This window comes from Glycomyces sp. NPDC047010, from assembly GCF_040644205.1.
GTDB lineage: Bacteria > Actinomycetota > Actinomycetes > Mycobacteriales > Micromonosporaceae > Glycomyces.
Genome location: NZ_JBEYVY010000009.1, coordinates 269,219 through 286,051, shown reverse-complemented (window position 1 = coordinate 286,051; position 16,833 = coordinate 269,219). Strand labels below are relative to the sequence as shown.

Genomic DNA, 16,833 nt, shown 5'->3' with positions numbered 1-16,833 from the left:
GGCATGGGGTCCCCCGGGGGTGGGGGGGGGGGGGGGGGGGGGGGCGGCCGCGGGGGGCCGGCCCCCCCGCCCGGTCCGCTATTCGTCGAGCGCTTCCTGGACCTTCGTCTGGGCCTCGGCGAGCAGGGCGTCGATGTCGCCGCCCGCGACCGCCTGCTGGGTCAGCTCGTCGACCGCGCTGAGCACGTCGGTGGTGTTGACGACGCCCGGCAGGAGCGGCTGTCCGGTGCCCGCGATCTCGGTGAGCGAGGCGACGACCGGGTTCTCGGCGACGGCCTCGGCGGGGATGTCGGTGCGCAGCGGCGGCCAGCCGGAGCCCAGCGACCAGGCGACCGAGTTCTCGTCGTTCAGGAAGAAGGAGAAGAACTCCTCCGCGGCTTCCTGCTCGGCGCTGGAGGTGTCGACGGTGACGGCCATGGAGACGCCGATCGCGGACGCGGCCTGGGCCTGGGGCCCGGCCGGGAGCGCGGCGATGCCGTAGTCGATGTTGTTCTCGGTGGCGATGGAGGCCATCCAGGGGCCGCCCACGGTCATCGCGGCCTTGCCGCCGCTGAACAGCTCGTCGGCGCCGACGCCGTCGATGCCGGTGGGCGAGATCTGGTCGGCGACGATCGCGTTGCTCCAGAACTCCAGGGTCTCGGCGTTCTCGGGCGAGTCGACGACGGCCTTGCCGTCCTCGGCGATGCCGCCGCCGTTGCCGTAGAACAGGGAGGGCCACAGGCCGTTCGCGACCGTGGCGTGGTCGGGCAGGACCACCCCGTACTGCTCGGGCGTGCCGTCGGAGTTCTCGTCCACGGTGAGCTGCTTCGAGGTGGCGACCCACTCGTCCCACGTCTGCGGGAACTCGGTGACGCCGGCGGCGTCGAAGAGCGCCTGGTTGTAGTAGACGGCGAGCGGCACGAAGCCGGTGGGCACGCCGTACTTGGTCCCGTCGACGGTCTCCATGTCGACCGCGCCGGGGTTGAGGTTCGCGGTGTTGCTGGACTCGTCGGCGTAGAAGTCGTCGAGTTCGGCGAACGCGCCCTTGTCGGCGTAGACGGGGAGGCGCTCGGCGGGCATGGCGACGATGTCGGGGCCCTCGCCGGCGGACAGGGCCGTCAGGAGGGTGTCGTCGATGCTGGCCCAGGTCTTGAGTTCGGTCTTGATCTCGACGTCGTCGTGGGCGGCGTTGAAGTCGTCCACGATGCCCTGGAGGACGTCGCCGTCGGCCTCGGTGTAGCCGTGCCAGAAGGTCAGCTCGACGGGCCCGCCGTCGTCGCCCCCGCCGGAGCAGGCCGCCGTGGCGGTGATGGCGAGCGCCGCGCCGACGGCCCCCGCGAGGATTCGCTTGCGTGTCATTTCGGAGTTCCCTCTCAAAGCGAGACTGCGCTGTCTGCGCGTGGTCCAACGCCGGAGACCTTCGTTCTACAACGTTGTAACTTCAGGATCGTAGGAACATCCTCCTCCGGATGTCAACGCCGCGCGGCCGATGGGCGCGATTCTTTCCCGTTTCGTGATCATGGCGGCCACCTGCGAATACACCAGATCAGGCTAAACCCGGGCGGCGCTTCTACAACGTTGTAAACCGGATTCGGGGGCCGGATCAGGCGGACTCGCGCGCCACGACCGCGAATTCGGCGGCGCGCGTCTGCGGCGCGGCGTCGGCGCCGTCGGCGCTGATGCGGGCGAGCAGCGTGGCGACCGCGGTGCGGGCGATCCACTCGCGGCCGGGGTCGACGGTGGTGAGCGAGGGGATCGCGTAAGCGGCCTCGTCCAGGTCGTCGAAGCCGAGGACCGCCACGTCCTGCGGGATGCGAAGGCCCGCCTCCTGGAGCACGCGCATCGCGCCGAGGGCCAGGGTGTCGTTGAAGCCGAAGACCGCGTCGAACTCGACGCCGCGGTCGAGCAGGTCGTGCATGGCGTGCGCGCCGTCCGCCCGGTGCCACAGGGTCGCGCGGGCCACGAGCCGCTCGTCGTACTCGATCCCCTTGGCGGCCAGCGCCTCGCGGTAGCCGCGCAGGCGCAGCCGGGCCGAGCCCATGACCTCGGCCTCGTTCTCGCCGATGACGGCGATCCGGCGGCGCCCGGAGTCGATCAGGTGCTCGGTGGCGGCGCGGGCGGCCGCCACGTTCTGCATGGTCACGTGGTCGCAGGGCCACTCGAAGGTGCGCTCGCCGAGCATGACGACGGGCAGCGGGCCGGCCAGCGCGGCGGCGTCCTCGGCGCCGAGCCCGAGCGGGGAGAGGATGAGGCCGTCGGTGCGGTTGAGGCGGGGGCTCTGGAGGAGCGCCAGCTCGCGGTCGCGGTCGCCGCCGGTCTGCTCCACGAGCGTCACCAGGCCCGCTTCTTCTGCGGCGGCGATGACGAAGCTGGCGAGCTCGGCGAAGTAGCTCAGGTTGAGCTCGGGGACGGCCAGCGCGATCGTGTCGGTGCGGCCCGAGCGCAGACTGCGGGCGCTGAGGTTGGGCTGGTAGCCGAGCTCGGCGATCGCGCGCTCGACCTTCTCGCGGGTCGCGGGCCGGATGTGGGGGTAGCCGTTGACGACGTTCGAGACCGTCTTGAACGACACGCCCGCGAGTTCCGCGACGTCGCGCAGGGTCACCGCCATGGCACCTCCTCAGTCGGTGGCGATTCTACAACGATGCAAACGGGTGGTCGGAAAAGCGGAGGAGGACGGCGGTGGCGTCGTCGTGGCGCTTCGTGTTCGGGCTCTGGTCGCGGGCCTCGCAGTCGCGCACGAGGTCGAGGAGGGCGCCGGCGCCCTCGCGGGCGGCGAGGCCCATGAGGTCCGGCCAGGCGTACCCGTAGCGCTCGGTGAGGCGGGTCAGGCCGTCGGTGCAGAGCAGGAGGTCGCCGATCCCCTCGGCGGTGCCGGTGCGGGCTTCGGCGGCGGCCCCGGGATCGGCGGCGGCGACCCAGAAGCCGCCGTCGCGGTTGCGGAAGCGGGCGACGTGGTCGACGGGCCAGCGCCGGACCCCGGCGAGGTCGACGGCGGGGGCGCTCGGGACGGAGGCGAGCCGGTCGTCGGTCTCGGTGCGGCACTTGCCGTCCCGGTCGGTCCAGGTGATCGCGCAGTCGCCGAGGACGAGCCATTCGAGCGCGTCGGGGCCCGAGCGGACGAGGGCGGCGGTGGCGCCGGGGGTGACGGGGTTGGCGAGGTCGCAGGTGGGGGCGTGCCGGGCGTTCACCGCGTCGATGGCGGCGGCGAGGACGTCGGCGAGCGGGCGGGCGGGGCCCGCCATCTGGACGGCGACGGCCTCGGCGAGCGCGGCGGTGTACCAGGGGACGTCGTGGACGCAGCCGTCGTCGGGGTAGCGGGTGATGCCGTCCAGCACGAGCGCCCAGGTGTCGGCGACGAGGAGCAGGTCCTCGTTCGGCGCCGCCGAACCCGGGCGCGACTCGGCTCCGGCCACGATCATGGCCGCCAGCCTATCGGGCCGTCCGCCACACCGAGACGAGAGCCGCGAGCCCGGCGAGGACCGGCAGGAGGCCGAGGAGGCCGTAGCCGAGCGGCACGATCTGGTCGTAGTTCTCGCCGCCCGTGCCGAGGAGCGTCAGCGAGGTCACAAGCCCGAGTGTGAAGAGGACGGTCGCGGTGACCCGCGGGGCGCCGCGGCGGGCCCGCAGGAGCGCGATGAGCCAGCCGACCGCGCCGAGGACGCCCAGGCCCACGAGGGACCAGGTGATGGCGTTCCGGTCGAGCGCGACGTCCCCGGCGCTCCAGTCGGGGTAGGCCGTCCGGACGTGGGCGGTGATCGTGTCGAGGGTGGCGAGGTCGAGCAGGGGCAGGGCGGCGAGGGCGAGCTGGAGCGCGAGGCCGATCCAGAGCGCTTGGCGCACTTGGCCCATGCGCGGGTCGGCAGTGCGGATTGCGGTGGTGTTCGCGGTGGTCATGGTTCCTCCCGGAGGCTCGATTCTTACAATGTAAGTTTTCTGCGGGCAATGCTAGACTTACAACGTAAGAATCGTCAACGCGATGGGGGCCACATGGGCGCGAAGCGGACTCGGGGGCAGCGCGCGGGCCTGAGCCGCGAGCGGGTGCTGGAGGCCGCGCTCGGCCTGGTCGAGCGGGACGGCCTGGGCGCCTTGACGATGCGCAGGCTCGCCGCGGAACTGGGCATCGAGGCGATGTCGGTCTACCACTACGTGCCGAACAAGGACGCCCTGCTCGACGGGCTCGTGGAGCGGGTCGTGGAGCGCGCCGTCGAGGCCCTGCCCGCGGGCGCGACCTGGCAGGAGACGCTGCGGGAGTACGCGATGGCGTTGCGGCGCACGCTGCTCGCGCACCCCGAGGTGGTGCCGCTCCTGGCGGTCCGCCCGGCACTGACGGCGCGGACGATGGCGACGGTCGAGGCGACCTTGGACACGTTGCGGGAGGCGGGCTTCTCCCCCGCCCGGGGCCTGCGGATGATCCACGCGATCACGGGCCTGGCGATCGGCGAGGCCGCCGTCAACGCGGGCGCGGGTTCAGACCCGCTGGGGCCGAACGCGGTCGACGCCGGGTCGTTCCCGCTGCTCGCCGCGGCCGTGCAGGAGGGCGCCGCGGACTTGAACGGGCGCTTCGACTTCGCACTGTCGGCGCTCCTCAGCGGCTTCGCGGGCGCCGCGGAGGGGTGAACAGACAGCGCTCTCCCGTGAATCCGCGATGACGTTCCCGTAACCGGGTCGTGTGCGAATGATCGCCCTCGTTGACTTCAGGGCCCGCCGGTCCCATACTTCCGAAAAGACTGCATAATATTGGCCTGCCAACCTTTCCGGTCCCGCCCGCGCCCGGAGCACGGCGCGACGGGCCCGGACTGAGAGAACGCTCTCCGCCCCGGCCCCGTCCGGGTGGCAATCGATCAGTATGGTGGACAACTGTAATCAAATACTCGGTATTCATGCCCTTTCGGACCTGCACAGATCGGTGGCCCCATGGCTGAGAGAACCCTCGATACTGAAGCGCTCCAGGAGTACAAGGACTTGATCCAGGAGCAGCTCGACCACCTCGACGACATCATCCCGCGGCTCAAGAAGGGCCAGGTCCTCGGCCGGCTCCCCGCCTTCGGCCAGCTCGACGCCTCGGCGACCGCCCGCACCAACTACGAGACCTTCCACTCCACCACTTGGGAGAACCTCCAGAACCTGCGCGTCTCCCTGAGCGGCATGATGGAGACCCTCCAGGACTCCGTGGACCTGTCGGACGAGAGCGACGACGCCGTCGTGGCCGACATGAACAACTACGAGAACGAGCTCTAGCGTGCCGTCGCGACGGACGCGCGGCGCGGCCGCCGCCATCGCCGCCCTCGCCCTCGCCGGGTGCTCAGCCACCGGCACGGGCGACACCACAGAAGCAGAGCAGCCGAGCGGGTCGTACGCCGTCATGGGCGACTGGCTCGGATGCGAGGTCTTCGGCGACTTCGCCGACCTCCAGGCGCAACTGGGCGTCACCGCCGTCGACGGCGAACTCCAGAGCGACGCCATCGGGGAGGGCGTCGACGCCGAGGCCGCCGGGTGCGCCGGCCTGTTCGACCTCGCCACGTTCGAGGACGTCCAGGGCACGTTCGAGTACTCCTCGACCGGCGACGCCGCCATCCGCGGCGGACTCGCCCCCTGGAACGACGAGGCCGAGGCCACGGCGAACTTCGCCGACCGGGTCGCCCAGCGCCGCGAGAACCTCGCCGGGATCACCTACACCGGCGAGACCGAGGGCGAGCTCGCCGGGGAGTGGGACGAGAGCCTCGCCATCACCGCCGAGACCGAGAACCGGACCTACCTGGACGTGTACGGGCGCAAGGGCGACTGGGTCGTCTACCTGTCCGTGGACTACCTGCACGACCCGGGCGCGGGCGCCTACGAGTCGGCGCCCGAGTTCTACCCGGACTCCAGCGCCGAGGCGATGGCCGTGTACCCCTTCACCACCGAATCGCTCGTCGCCTGGGTCACCGGCGAGCACCTCACCCAGATACAGACCGAGATCCTCCAGCGAGCCGAGAGCGAGGCGGGCCGATGACCGGAGCAGCCGACATCGAGAAGGAAGACTACGGGGACATCGAGGAGGGCCAGTCGGGCTCGCAGTTCACCACTGCGCAGAACAGCCTGCTGGTCAAGCCCTCCTGCGAGACCGGCGACTGCACGTGCAAAGTGGAGGAGCCCGCCGAGGCGGCCTGGGTCAAGCTGATGTCGGCGGTGCCGCAGGCGTCCCAGATCAACAACCTCCGCGCGGCCCGCGAGGGGACCATGATGCTCCCCGAGGGCCAGACGATCCAGAGCATGGTGAAGTCCCTCCGGCCCCAGCCCGAGGCCGACTACGCGCTCGACACCATCCGCGACGCCTGGAAGGACTTCTTCGAGGACTTCCGCACCGTCGGCCCCAAGCTGGAGCAGGGCCTCACCACCCTGTCCTCGGGCTGGAAGGGCGAGGACTTCGACGCGTTCGAGGAGCAGGTCGAGACCGTCCTCAAGAACTGCAAGACCATCGGGAACGACATCGGCGGCGAGGACGGCGCCGACGGCGTCGTCAAGGTGCTCGACACCAAGCAGTCGGAAATCTTCGACCAGCAGGGCGGCACCGCGTGCGTCTACCCCGCGCCGAAGTTCTACATGGAGGGCACCAGCTGCGGCTCCCACCGCATCCACATCCGCCCCCCGTTCTTCCGCAACTGCGAGATCCGCGCGAACGACGAGACCAAGGCGGCCCTGGAGCTGGCCGGGTTCGACCCGCAGATCGTGGACGAGGTCAGCGAAGGCCGCCAGCAGACGTACGACATGTGGAACGAGTACGTCACCTCCAACCCCGACTACGAGGAGGGCGGGCTCAAGGGCCAGGCCCTCGCCGAGTCCAAAGCGGACGAGTACTCGTCGCAGCGGCTCGACTCGCTGGGCACCCAGGGCGCCAGCCAGCTCGACGAGGAGGCCGCGCGCGTCAACGAGGAGGTGACCGAGCGGCACAGCAACGTCGAGGCCCAGGTCACCGAGATCGAACCGGACTCCAAGGCCGGTGAGCCGACCACGTTCAACGAGGGCCCGGACACCGACTTCCCCGGCCCCGAGGGCCTGGACGACGGCGGCGGCCCGGGCGGGATGCCCGACGTCGACACCTCCGGCCTCAACGGCCAGACCGGCCCGACCGACCTCACCAAGCTCACCGACACGCCCGGCGGGCCCGGGAGCGGCAACGGGCTCAACGGGAACGGCCTGGACGCGAACGGCAACCCGATCAACGGCTCCGGGAACCCGCCCGGCGGCTACAACGGCAGCACCAGCGACCTCCAGGGCATCAACGACGACAACCCGTTCGACTCCAGCCAGGACCCCGACAACCTCGGGAGCTACGGCGGCACGGGCGCCCCTCCCGGCGGCATCAGCGGCGGCAGCGGCCTCGACGGCACGGGCGGCAACGGGTCCTACAGCCCGCCGCCCGGCATCGACCCCGACGACGTCACCGGCGGTCTCGCCGGGGGCGGCAGCGGCGGCATCGGCTCCCCGCCCGGGGGCATCGGGAGCACCGGCGGCCTCACCGGCGGCAACCCCGGCGGCGGCCTGGGCGGCGGGTACGGCGGCGGCGGGAGCAACCTGGTGCCCACCAGCCTGCGCCCGCCCACGGGCAAGCCCGGCGGCAGCAACCTGAACCGGCCCGGGACGACGGGCACCACCAAGCCGGGCAAGATCCCCGGCTACACCTCGATCCGCAACTCCGGCCCCGGCGCGAACAAGCCCGGCGGCGGGCTCGGCGGCACCAAGCCGGGCTCCCTCGGCGGCGGCTCGGGCCTCAAGGGCGGCGGCGGCCTCGGCGGCTCCTCCGGCGGCTCGGGCCTGCGCGGCGGCGGTGTCGGCGGCACGGGCGCGGGCGGCTCCGGTCTGCGGGGCGGCATGGGCGCCGGCGCCGCGGGCGCGGCCGGTGCGGCCGGCGGCAAGGGCGCCGGTGCGGCGGGCGCCCACGGCGGCATGATGGGCGGCGGCGGCCCCAGCGGCCGCGGGCCCGGCGACGACCAGGACCACGAGATGAAGTACTGGCTCGCCGAGGAAGAGGACACGTGGGGCGGCGGCCCGGAGGACGAGGACGACGACCCCTTCGCGTAGCACCCGCGCATTAGCAGGCCGGGTCCCGGAACCGCCACCGTGCAGGCGGCCCCGGGACCCGGTCTTTATTTCTGCCCATCGCTCCCATGGGGACCGACGGGAGCGACGTATTGACAAGCGTAATTTGCCGGGATTAGAATCACCACTTAGGTATAGCGCTAAACCTATCTCTCCCAGCCACTTCATACCTCCAAACTCCCTAAGAGATCGACGCTTGTCGATCCACTGAGTGGTGCCCGGAAAGCGCCCGAAATGGATCGGGAACGCGCCTCCCCCGAACAAGGAGTCATCATGAAACTCACGCGCCTCGCCATCGCGGCGGCGACTGCGGTCGTCGCCGTGACGGCAGCGCTCGTCCCCGCCGCGGCCGTGCAGGCCGCCGGCGGCGACAACCTGGCGGCGGGAAGGACGATGACCGCCAGCAGCCAGACGCAGGGCTACACGGCCGCCAACGCCGCCGACGGCAACCAGGGCACCTACTGGGAGAGCGCCAACGGCGCCTTCCCGCAGTGGATCCAGGTGGACCTGGGCTCCGCCGCCGACGTGACCGAGGTGGTCCTCGACCTGCCCTCGCTCCCGTCATGGCAGACCCGGACCCAGACGATCGAAGTGCGCGGCAGCGCCGACGGGTCGGGCTTCACCACCCTCGCCGCCGCGCAGGGGTACACGTTCGATCCCGGCAGCGGCAACACGGTGAGCATCGACCTCGACGCCGCCGACGTGCGGTACGTCAGGCTCGTGGTCACCGCCAACACCGGCTGGCCCGCCGCGCAGATCAGCGAGTTCGAGGTGTACGGCCAGTCCGGCGCCCCCTCGCAGACCGGCGAACTGGCGGTCCACAAGCCGATCACCGCCTCCTCCACAGTGCACACCTTCGCGGCGGCCAACGCCAACGACGGGGACGTGACCACGTACTGGGAGGGCGCGAACGGGGTCTACCCGAGCACGCTCACCGTCTCGCTCGGGATCAACGCCGAGCTCGACCGCGTCGTGGTGAAGCTCAACCCCGATCCGGTGTGGGGTGCGAGGACGCAGACGTTCTCGGTGCTCGCACGCGACGCCGCGGGCGGTGACTTCACACAGGTCAAGGCGTCGGCGGCGTACGCGTTCGATCCGGCCTCGGGCAACACGGTCAGCGTCCCCGTCTCGGGCACGTACGGCGAGATCCGGTTGCAGTTCACCGGGAACACGGGCGCCCCGAACGGGCAGGTCGCCGAGTTCCAGGTGTTCGGCGAGGCCGCGCCCGCCGCGGACCTGGCCGTCACCTCCATGTCGTGGAGCCCGGCCGCGCCGAGCGAGACCGACGCGGTGACCCTCTCGGCCCGCGTCGAGAACACCGGCGAGGTGTCCTCCCCCGCGAGCGCCGTGGACCTGACCGTGGACGGCGAGGTCGTCGGCAGTGCGGCGGTCGCGAGCCTCGCGGCGGGTGCGGGCCAGACGGTGAGCATTCCGATCGGCTCGCTGACCGCGGGCGACCACGAGGTGGGCGCCGCGGCGGACCCGAACGGGACCGTGGTGGAGAGCGACGAGGCGAACAACGAGTACACGCACGCGAACCCGTTGGCGGTCAGCGCCATCGCGACGTCGGACCTGGTGGCCTCCGCGGTCACGTGGACGCCGAGCAGTCCGTCCGCGGGCGACACCGTCGACTTCGGCGTGGTGATCCAGAACCAGGGCAGCCTGGCTTCGGCGAGCGGCGCGCACGGCGTCACGCTGAAGCTCATTAACAGCGACACGGGCGCGGTCGTGCGGACCTTCACGGGCTCGCACGGCGGCGTCATCGCGGCGGGCGCGAGCACCGGGTCGATCGACCTGGGCTCGTGGACCGCGGTGGACGGCCAGTACACCGTCGAGGTCGTGGTGGCCGTGGACGGCAACGAGCATGAAGTGAAGCAGGGCAATAACACCACGAGCCGGACTCTGTCCGTCGGGCGCGGCGCGGACATGCCGTACACACTGGACGAGGCCGAGCACGCGACCCCGGGCGGGGGCGCGCAGATCCTCAGCCCCAACCGGAAGATCGGCGACCTCGCGGGCGAGGCGAGCGGCCGCCAGGCCGTGGTCCTCGACGGGACCGGCGAGTACGTCCAGTTCACCACCACCACGGACACGAACACGCTGGTGACGCGGTTCGCGATCCCCGACGCCGCGGGCGGCGGGGGCATCGACTCGACGCTGAACCTGTACGTGAACGGCCAGTTTGTGCAGCCGGTCGAACTGACCTCCAAGTACGCGTGGCTGTACGGGGCCGAGGCGAGCCCGAACAACTCGCCGAGCTCCGGTCCGGCCAGGCACATCTACGACGAGGCCAACGTGCTGCTCGACGACCTCATCCCGGCCGGGTCCACGATCCGGTTGCAGAAGGACGCGGCGAACACCGCGGCCTACTACGCGATCGACTTCATCAGCCTCGAAGAGGTGGCGCCGCAGGGGAACCCGGACCCGGCCCGGTACGTCGAGCCCTCCGGTTTCACGCACCAGGCCGTCCAGAACGCGCTCGACCAGGTGCGCATGGACACCACCGGGAGCCTCGACGGCGTGTACCTGCCCGCGGGCGACTACGCGACCGCGCAGAAGTTCCAGGTGTACGGCAAGGCCGTCGAAGTGATCGGCGCCGGGCCCTGGTACACGCGCTTCTACGCTCCGGAGAACCAGGAGAACACCGATGTGGGCTTCCGCGCCGAGGCCACCGCGAACGGCTCCGTGTTCTCCGGGTTCGCGTACTTCGGGAACTACACCAGCCGCATCGACGGGCCGGGCAAGGTCTTCGACTGGCAGAACGTCTCCGACATGACGATCGACGACACGTGGACCGAGCACCAGGTGTGCATGTTCTGGGGCTCCAACATGGACGGCATCCAGATCACGGACTCCAGGACGCGCAACCTGTTCGCGGACGCGATCAACATGACGAACGGCAGCACCGACAACCTGGTGCAGAACGTCGAGTCCCGGGCCTCGGGCGACGACAGCTTCGCGCTGTTCGCCGCCACGGACTCCGGCGGCGGCCTCCAGTCGGGGAACGTCTACGAGAACCTGACCTCGATCCTGACGTGGCGGGCCGCGGGCCTCGCGGTCTACGGCGGGACCGGGAACACCTTCCGCGACATCCACATCGCCGACACGCTCGTGTACTCGGGGATCACGATCAGCTCGCTGGACTTCGGGTACCCGATGGACGGGTTCGGAGCGAGCCCGACCACGGACTTCGAGAACATCTCGGTGGTCCGCGCGGGCGGCCACTTCTGGGGGCAGCAGACGTTCCCGGGGATCTGGGTGTTCTCGGCGTCCAAGGTGTTCCAGGGCATCCGGGTGAGCGATGTGGACATCGTGGACCCGACGTACTCGGGGATCATGTTCCAGACCAAGTACACCGGCAGCCAGCCGGAGTTCCCGGTCGCGGACACGGTCTTCACCGACGTCTCGGTCACGGGCGCGCAGCTCAGCGGGGACGAGTTCCAGTCCAAGTCCGGCATCGGCATCTGGGTCAACGAGATGCCCGAGCCCGGCCAGGGCCCGGCGGTCGGCGAGGCGGTCTTCAACGGCCTCGAACTGAGCGGGAACCACGAGGACATCAGGAACAACACGACGACGTTCGAGCTGATCATCAACTAGGGGAATGAAAAAGGGCCCCGCCGGGGCGACTCGGCGGGGCCCTTCAGCGTGTCGCTAGGCGCGCGGGCGCTCCACGACCGCGTTGCCGAACGGGGCGAGTTCCAGGGTCTCGCCGCCGGCCTGCACCGTGACCGCCTCCGGGGTGAAGTTGAGCACGAACACGTAGTCCGTGGTCCCGTCGGTGCGGACCTGCGCGGTGACGCCCGCGGGGAGGTCCGCGTCGAGGGCGCGCTCCACACCGGACTCGGCGATGAGGCCGCCGTAGAAGTCCGCAAGGAAGTCGTCCCCGGTGCGGGCGGCGATGAAGTACGCCTTGCCCTCGCCGCGGCGGTTCACCGTCAGGGCCGGGCGGCCCGCGTAGAAGTCGGAGCCGTACGCGCCCAACGTCTCGGCGGTCTCGGCGTGGACCAGCTCGCACAGCTCCACGGCCTCGTAGGACTGGCCGCTCCACTCGATCGCGTTGCGGTCCTCGGGGTACAGGGCGTCGATCTCCTCGGCCCACACGCCGAGCGTCTCGCGGAGCGGGCCGGGGAAGCCGCCGAGGAACGTGCGGTCGTGCTCGTCCACGTAGCCCGTCGCGTACGTGGCGACGAACGTGCCGCCGCGCTGCACGAACGCGTCGATCGCCTCGGGCACGCCCGGGCGCAGCATGTACAGCATCGGGGCGACGAGGACCTTGTAGCGGTCGAGGTATCCGGGCGCGGCGATGAGCGAGGAGTCGATGACGTCGGTGGGGACGCCGCGCTCCCAGAACGCCCGGTAGTGGTCGATCACGGTGCGCTCGTAGGCGGTCCGCTCCTGGAGCATCCCCTTCTGGTCCTCCAGGGCCCAGCGCAGGTGCCAGTCGTAGACCACCGCGACGTCGGCGGGCGTGTCGGTGCCGACCACGCCGTCGAGCGCCGCGAGGCGGGCGCCGACCTCGGCCACGTCCTGGAAGACGCGGGTCTTCTCGGTGCCCTCGTGGTCCACGACGGCGCCGTGGAACTTCTCGGAGCCGCCGCGGCCCTTGCGGAACTGGAAGTACTGCACGGTGTCCGAGCCGTGCGCGACGGCCTGGAGCGACTGGAGCAGGTGGACGCCGGGGCGGTGGAGCTTGGCGACGGGGCGCCAGTTCGTGGCCGACGGCGAGGACTCCATGAGCATGAACGGCTTGCCCTTGAGGCCGCGCGTCAGGTCGTGGAGGAAGGAGGCGCGGGCGCCCTTGGCGGCGTCCTTGTCGGTGCCGGTCCACTCGGGGTAGGAGTCCCAGGAGACGACGTCGAGGACCTGCGCGAGGCGGTAGTAGTCGATGCCCGGGTAGGTGCCCATGAGGTTCGTCGTGCGCGGCACGTCGGGGGTGATGGCCTTCAGCGGGGCGGTCTCGTGGAGGTAGAAGTCCACGAACTGCTCGGTGGTGAACCGCATCCACTCCAGGTTGAGGCCGTGGATGTCCTGCTCGCCGCGCCCGTGCTCGGACGGGGACTCGATGTGCGACCACTGGGTGTAGGTCTTGGCCCAGAAGCCGGTCCACCACGCCTGGTTCAGCTCGTCCAGGGACTCGAAGCGGCCCTGGAGGTAGGTGCGGAAGCGCTCCTGGCACAGGTCGCAGTGGCACTCGCCGCCGTACTCGTTGGAGAGGTGCCACACGCCGAGCGCCGGGTGGTCCTTGTACCGCTCGGCGAGGGCGGTGTTGATCGCGGTGGTCTTCTCGCGGTAGACCGGCGAGGTGAGGCAGTGGTTGTGGCGGCCGCCGTGGAGGTTCTTGCTGCGGTCCCTGTTGACGCGCAGCACCTCGGGGTACTCGTGGCTCATCCAGCCGGGGCGGGCGCCGGTGGGGGTGGCGAGCACGGCGGTGATGTCGTTCTCGGCCATGAGGTCGAGGATCTCGTCGAGCCAGCCGAACTCGTAGCGGCCCTCCTCGGGCTCCAGCGCGGCCCAGGAGAAGATGCCGACGGAGAGGGTGTTGATCCCGGCGAGGCGGGCCAGCCGCATGTCCTCCTTCCAGGTGGTCTCCTTGGTGGGGAGCCACTGATCGGGGTTGTAGTCGCCGCCATGCAGGAGGTGGGGGACGCTCGCGACGATGGGCGCGTGGCGGACGATCGGTCGATTCACGGGTGGGTGCTCCTTGAGCCTGGTCTCTGCTTTACCGGTACAACCTTGCCTGTACAAGCTAGGTCGCGAGCGGCCGGGTGTCAACGCTTTCCCAGGGTCCGGACCGGGCCGGCGTCCCGCGATCGGGACGCCGGCCGGGCGGGTCAGGCGAGGCCGGGGACCGGGGCGTCCGTGAATTCGCCGGGGCGGGCGCCGCGGCGGTTCGGGGGCTCGGTCTCGGCGGCGTCGAGGTGGGCGCGGGCGAGGGTGCGGCCCTCGTCGTCGGCGAGCCAGACGAGGAGGCGGCCGGGGCCCGCGTGGGCCGGGACGGTGAGCCGGACGGCGGTAGAGAGGCGGAACGGCTCGGCCTTGACCGGGTCGGTGGCCGCCTGGGCCTGCGGGACCGCGGTGCCGACGGGGGTCCCGGCGGGGACCCACGCGGCCTGGACCGTGCCGGAGGCGGCGTCGGGGCCGTGGTGCGAGACGTGCACGTCGAGCGCGAACGGCGCGGCGGGCGGCTCGATGTCGGCGCCCGCGGCGAGCGGCAGCAGGTCGAGGACCAGCACGGTGTCGGCGTTGACGTCGGCGGGGACGGCACCGCCCCAGTCCTTGGGCCGCCGGTCGGCGTCGAGGAGGCCCGCGGCCTCGTGCTCGACGTCGGCGAACTCGGTGTACACGTACCCGGCGAACCGGTCGTGGCGGCGCAGCTCCTGGGTCTCCCAGCGCAGGTGCCAGGCCCGTTCAAGGCTGGTGAAGCCCTCGCCGTACTCGCTGTTGACGATCGGCACGCCCGCGCGGGGGAACGAGGAGTCGGCGTACAGGGACTTGTCCACGATGAAGTCGGGGCCGAGGCGGACCGGGAAGTCCTCCTGCTCGCCGGAGGCGAGGCGCGCGACGGCGTCCTTCCACCCGGCGATGCTCGGCTCGTAGTAGTGCCAGTCGAGGAGGTCGGTGCGCACGTGGGACCAGCCGGAGTTCTCCACGATCGGGCGGGTCGCGTCGAGCTCGCGGAGGCGCTCGTAGGCGTGGACGGCGGCCTCGGCACGGGCGGGGCTGCCGGGGATGTCCCAGTCGAGGCCCCACTCCTCGTTGTACAGGCCCCAGATGACGATCGACGGGTGGTTGCCGTCGCGCTCGACCATGGCGGGCAGCTGGGCCTCGAACGCGGCGGCGGCCTCCGGCGAGAAGCGGCTCGGGCAGGCGGGCTCGGCCCACACGAGCATCCCGGTGCGGTCGGCCTCGTGGAGCCACAGGGGCTCCTCGAACTTGAGGTGCTTGCGCACGAGGTTGTAGCCGAGGCCGCGGGCGAGTTCGATGTCGTGCAGGAGCGCGGCGGCGTCGGGGGCGGTGAGGCCGGTGTCGGGCCAGTAGCCCTGGTCGAGGACGCCGCGCATGTAGATCCGCTCGCCGTTGAGGTGCAGTTCCTCGCCGCGGGTCTCGAAGTGGCGCAGGCCGGTGGTGGCGGTGACGTGGTCGGCCGCGTCCCCTTCACCCGTGCGGACCTCGACGCGGTACAGGTGCGGGTCGGCGGGGCTCCAGAGGCGGGGCTCGCGGATCTCGATGCGGCCCTTGGCGACGCCGTCGGCGTCGGCGGTCAGGTGGACCGTCTCGCCGTCGGCGCTGGCGGTAACCGCGGCTCCGGCGGGGGCGTCGCCCGCGAGGACGGCGGTGACGTCGATGCCGGTGAGGCTGTCGCCGCGCAGGACCACGGAGGCGGCGTTGGTGCGGCCGCGGGCTTCGAGCCACACGGTCTGCCAGATGCCGGAGGTGGGCGTGAACGAGACGCCGTCGTAGTCGTCGCGCGGGAGGGACCGCTGCTTACCGTGGGCGATGGCGCGCTTGTCCGCGGGCGCCTCGACGTCCACTTCGAGGAGGGCCGGGACGCCGGGAGCGAGGGCGTCGGTGACGTCGAACTCGAAGGACTCGTAGCCGCCGGTGTGCTCCCCGACCACCGTGCCGTCCAGGCGCACGACCGCGCGGTGGTGGACGGCCCCGAAGCTGAGCACGACCCGCGACCCGGCCCACTCGGCGGGGGCGGTGACGGTGCGGCGGTAGGTCCCGCGTTCGAGCCAGGTCCGCCGCACCCCCGAGGCACGGCTCTCCCACGCGAACGGGACCGTGATCGGGCCTTCGTAGCCGTCGGCGGCGAAGTCCCAGGCGCCGTTGAGGTTCTGCCAGCGCGCGGAGCGGTCCCGGTCGGGGCGGGGGTACTCCGGGCGCGGCGTCTCGGGTGGGAGGGTCATGCGTCAGCCTTTCACGCTGCCGGCGAGGATGCCGTTGATGAAGTGCCGCTGGAGCAGGATGAACAGCACCAGCAGCGGGACGAGTGCGACGGAACTCGCCGCGAGCAGTTCGCCTGTGACCGTGGCGTAGTCGGCGCCGATGCGGTTGCCGGTGATGTTCTGCGCGAGGGTGGAGAGCACGACCTGGAGGGTCGCCATGCGCTCGGAGCTCGCGGCCACCACGGGCCAGACGAAGTCGTTGTAGATGTTCATGACGGTGAGGACCGCGAGTCCGGCGAGGCCGGGGCGGATGACGGGGACGACGACGCGCCAGAAGATGGCGAACTCGCCGCAGCCGTCGACGCGGGCGGCGTCCAGGAGCTCGTCGGGGACGGCGCTGATGACCTGCCGCATCCAGAAGATCGCGAAGGCGTCGACCGCGCCGGGGAGGATGAGCGCCTGGTAGGTGTTCACCCAGCCGAGCTCCTTCATCTCCAGCAGCAGCGGGATGATGAGGACGATCGTGGGGAGCATGAGCGTGATGAGGACGGCGCCGAAGACGAGGTTCTTGCCGATCCACTGGTACTTCGCGAACGCGAAGGCCGCGAGCGGGGCGAGGAGCATCGTGGCCGCGCCCTTGAAGAGCAGCACGACGGCGGTGTTGACGAAGCCCTGCCCGATGGGGACGTCCTGGAACATCGCGGTGTAGTTGTCGAAGTTGAACGTGGAGAAGTCGAAGGTCAGCGGGGACCTGACGATGTCGTCGGCGGGTTTGAACGCGGACAGGAGCGCCCAGCCCACGGGGAACAGGAACGCGATGCCGAGGAGCGTCAGGAGCAGGTGCGAGCCGACGTGGGGCCGGGTGCGTTCTGGGTTGGCGGCCATC

General features: G+C 71.2%; 12 protein-coding genes. 5 read left to right on the top strand and 7 right to left on the bottom strand.

Annotated features, from left to right (window positions below; all coding sequences use genetic code 11):
- Positions 1 to 78: 78 nt before the first annotated feature.
- The 4 genes from AB0A65_RS19655 to AB0A65_RS19640 form a co-directional block, all read right to left on the bottom strand.
- The gene (locus tag AB0A65_RS19655; protein WP_359953043.1) at positions 79 to 1,338 is read right to left on the bottom strand and encodes an ABC transporter substrate-binding protein; all 1,260 of its coding nucleotides are present in this window, start codon (positions 1,336 to 1,338) and stop codon (positions 79 to 81) included.
- Positions 1,339 to 1,582: 244 nt separating this feature from the next.
- Entirely contained in the window at positions 1,583 to 2,587 is a 1,005-nt protein-coding gene (locus AB0A65_RS19650; protein WP_359953041.1) for a LacI family DNA-binding transcriptional regulator, read from the bottom strand.
- A gap of 25 nt (positions 2,588 to 2,612) precedes the next feature.
- Positions 2,613 to 3,398 carry a protein phosphatase 2C domain-containing protein gene (locus AB0A65_RS19645; protein WP_359953040.1) on the bottom strand — a complete coding sequence of 262 codons (786 nt, stop codon included), beginning with the start codon at positions 3,396 to 3,398 and terminating at the stop codon, positions 2,613 to 2,615.
- A 10-nt stretch (positions 3,399 to 3,408) separates the two neighbouring features.
- Positions 3,409 to 3,873: a hypothetical protein gene (locus tag AB0A65_RS19640; protein ID WP_359953038.1), complete on the bottom strand. Its 465-nt coding sequence runs from the start codon at positions 3,871 to 3,873 to the stop codon at positions 3,409 to 3,411.
- A gap of 93 nt (positions 3,874 to 3,966) precedes the next feature.
- Between AB0A65_RS19640 and AB0A65_RS19635 the strand changes: the two genes are divergently transcribed.
- The 5 genes from AB0A65_RS19635 (at position 3,967) to AB0A65_RS19615 (ending at position 11,655) form a co-directional block, all read left to right on the top strand.
- Complete coding sequence (locus AB0A65_RS19635) at positions 3,967 to 4,596, top strand: TetR/AcrR family transcriptional regulator C-terminal domain-containing protein (RefSeq protein WP_359953037.1); 630 nt, start codon at positions 3,967 to 3,969, stop codon at positions 4,594 to 4,596.
- A 297-nt stretch (positions 4,597 to 4,893) separates the two neighbouring features.
- Positions 4,894 to 5,217 carry a hypothetical protein gene (locus AB0A65_RS19630; protein ID WP_359953036.1) on the top strand — a complete coding sequence of 108 codons (324 nt, stop codon included), beginning with the start codon at positions 4,894 to 4,896 and terminating at the stop codon, positions 5,215 to 5,217.
- A 1-nt stretch (position 5,218) separates the two neighbouring features.
- Complete coding sequence (locus tag AB0A65_RS19625; RefSeq protein ID WP_359953035.1) at positions 5,219 to 5,971, top strand: hypothetical protein; 753 nt, start codon at positions 5,219 to 5,221, stop codon at positions 5,969 to 5,971.
- Positions 5,968 to 8,040, top strand: coding sequence for a hypothetical protein (locus AB0A65_RS19620; RefSeq protein ID WP_359953033.1), 2,073 nt, complete (start codon positions 5,968 to 5,970; stop codon positions 8,038 to 8,040). Before AB0A65_RS19625 ends, AB0A65_RS19620 begins: the two co-directional genes overlap by 4 nt.
- A 291-nt stretch (positions 8,041 to 8,331) precedes the next feature.
- The gene (locus tag AB0A65_RS19615; RefSeq protein WP_359953031.1) at positions 8,332 to 11,655 is read left to right on the top strand and encodes a discoidin domain-containing protein; all 3,324 of its coding nucleotides are present in this window, start codon (positions 8,332 to 8,334) and stop codon (positions 11,653 to 11,655) included.
- 54 nt (positions 11,656 to 11,709) lie between these two features.
- On the opposite strand, the gene AB0A65_RS19610 is transcribed toward AB0A65_RS19615, so the two are convergent.
- The 3 genes from AB0A65_RS19610 to AB0A65_RS19600 form a co-directional block, all read right to left on the bottom strand.
- Positions 11,710 to 13,746 carry a beta-galactosidase gene (locus AB0A65_RS19610; protein ID WP_359953029.1) on the bottom strand — a complete coding sequence of 679 codons (2,037 nt, stop codon included), beginning with the start codon at positions 13,744 to 13,746 and terminating at the stop codon, positions 11,710 to 11,712.
- A 143-nt stretch (positions 13,747 to 13,889) separates the two neighbouring features.
- A complete protein-coding gene (locus tag AB0A65_RS19605) occupies positions 13,890 to 15,968 on the bottom strand; it encodes a glycoside hydrolase family 2 TIM barrel-domain containing protein (RefSeq protein WP_359953028.1) in 2,079 nt (692 codons plus the stop codon).
- 3 nt (positions 15,969 to 15,971) lie between these two features.
- The gene (locus AB0A65_RS19600) at positions 15,972 to 16,832 is read right to left on the bottom strand and encodes a carbohydrate ABC transporter permease (RefSeq protein ID WP_359953026.1); all 861 of its coding nucleotides are present in this window, start codon (positions 16,830 to 16,832) and stop codon (positions 15,972 to 15,974) included.
- Position 16,833: the final 1 nt, after the last annotated feature.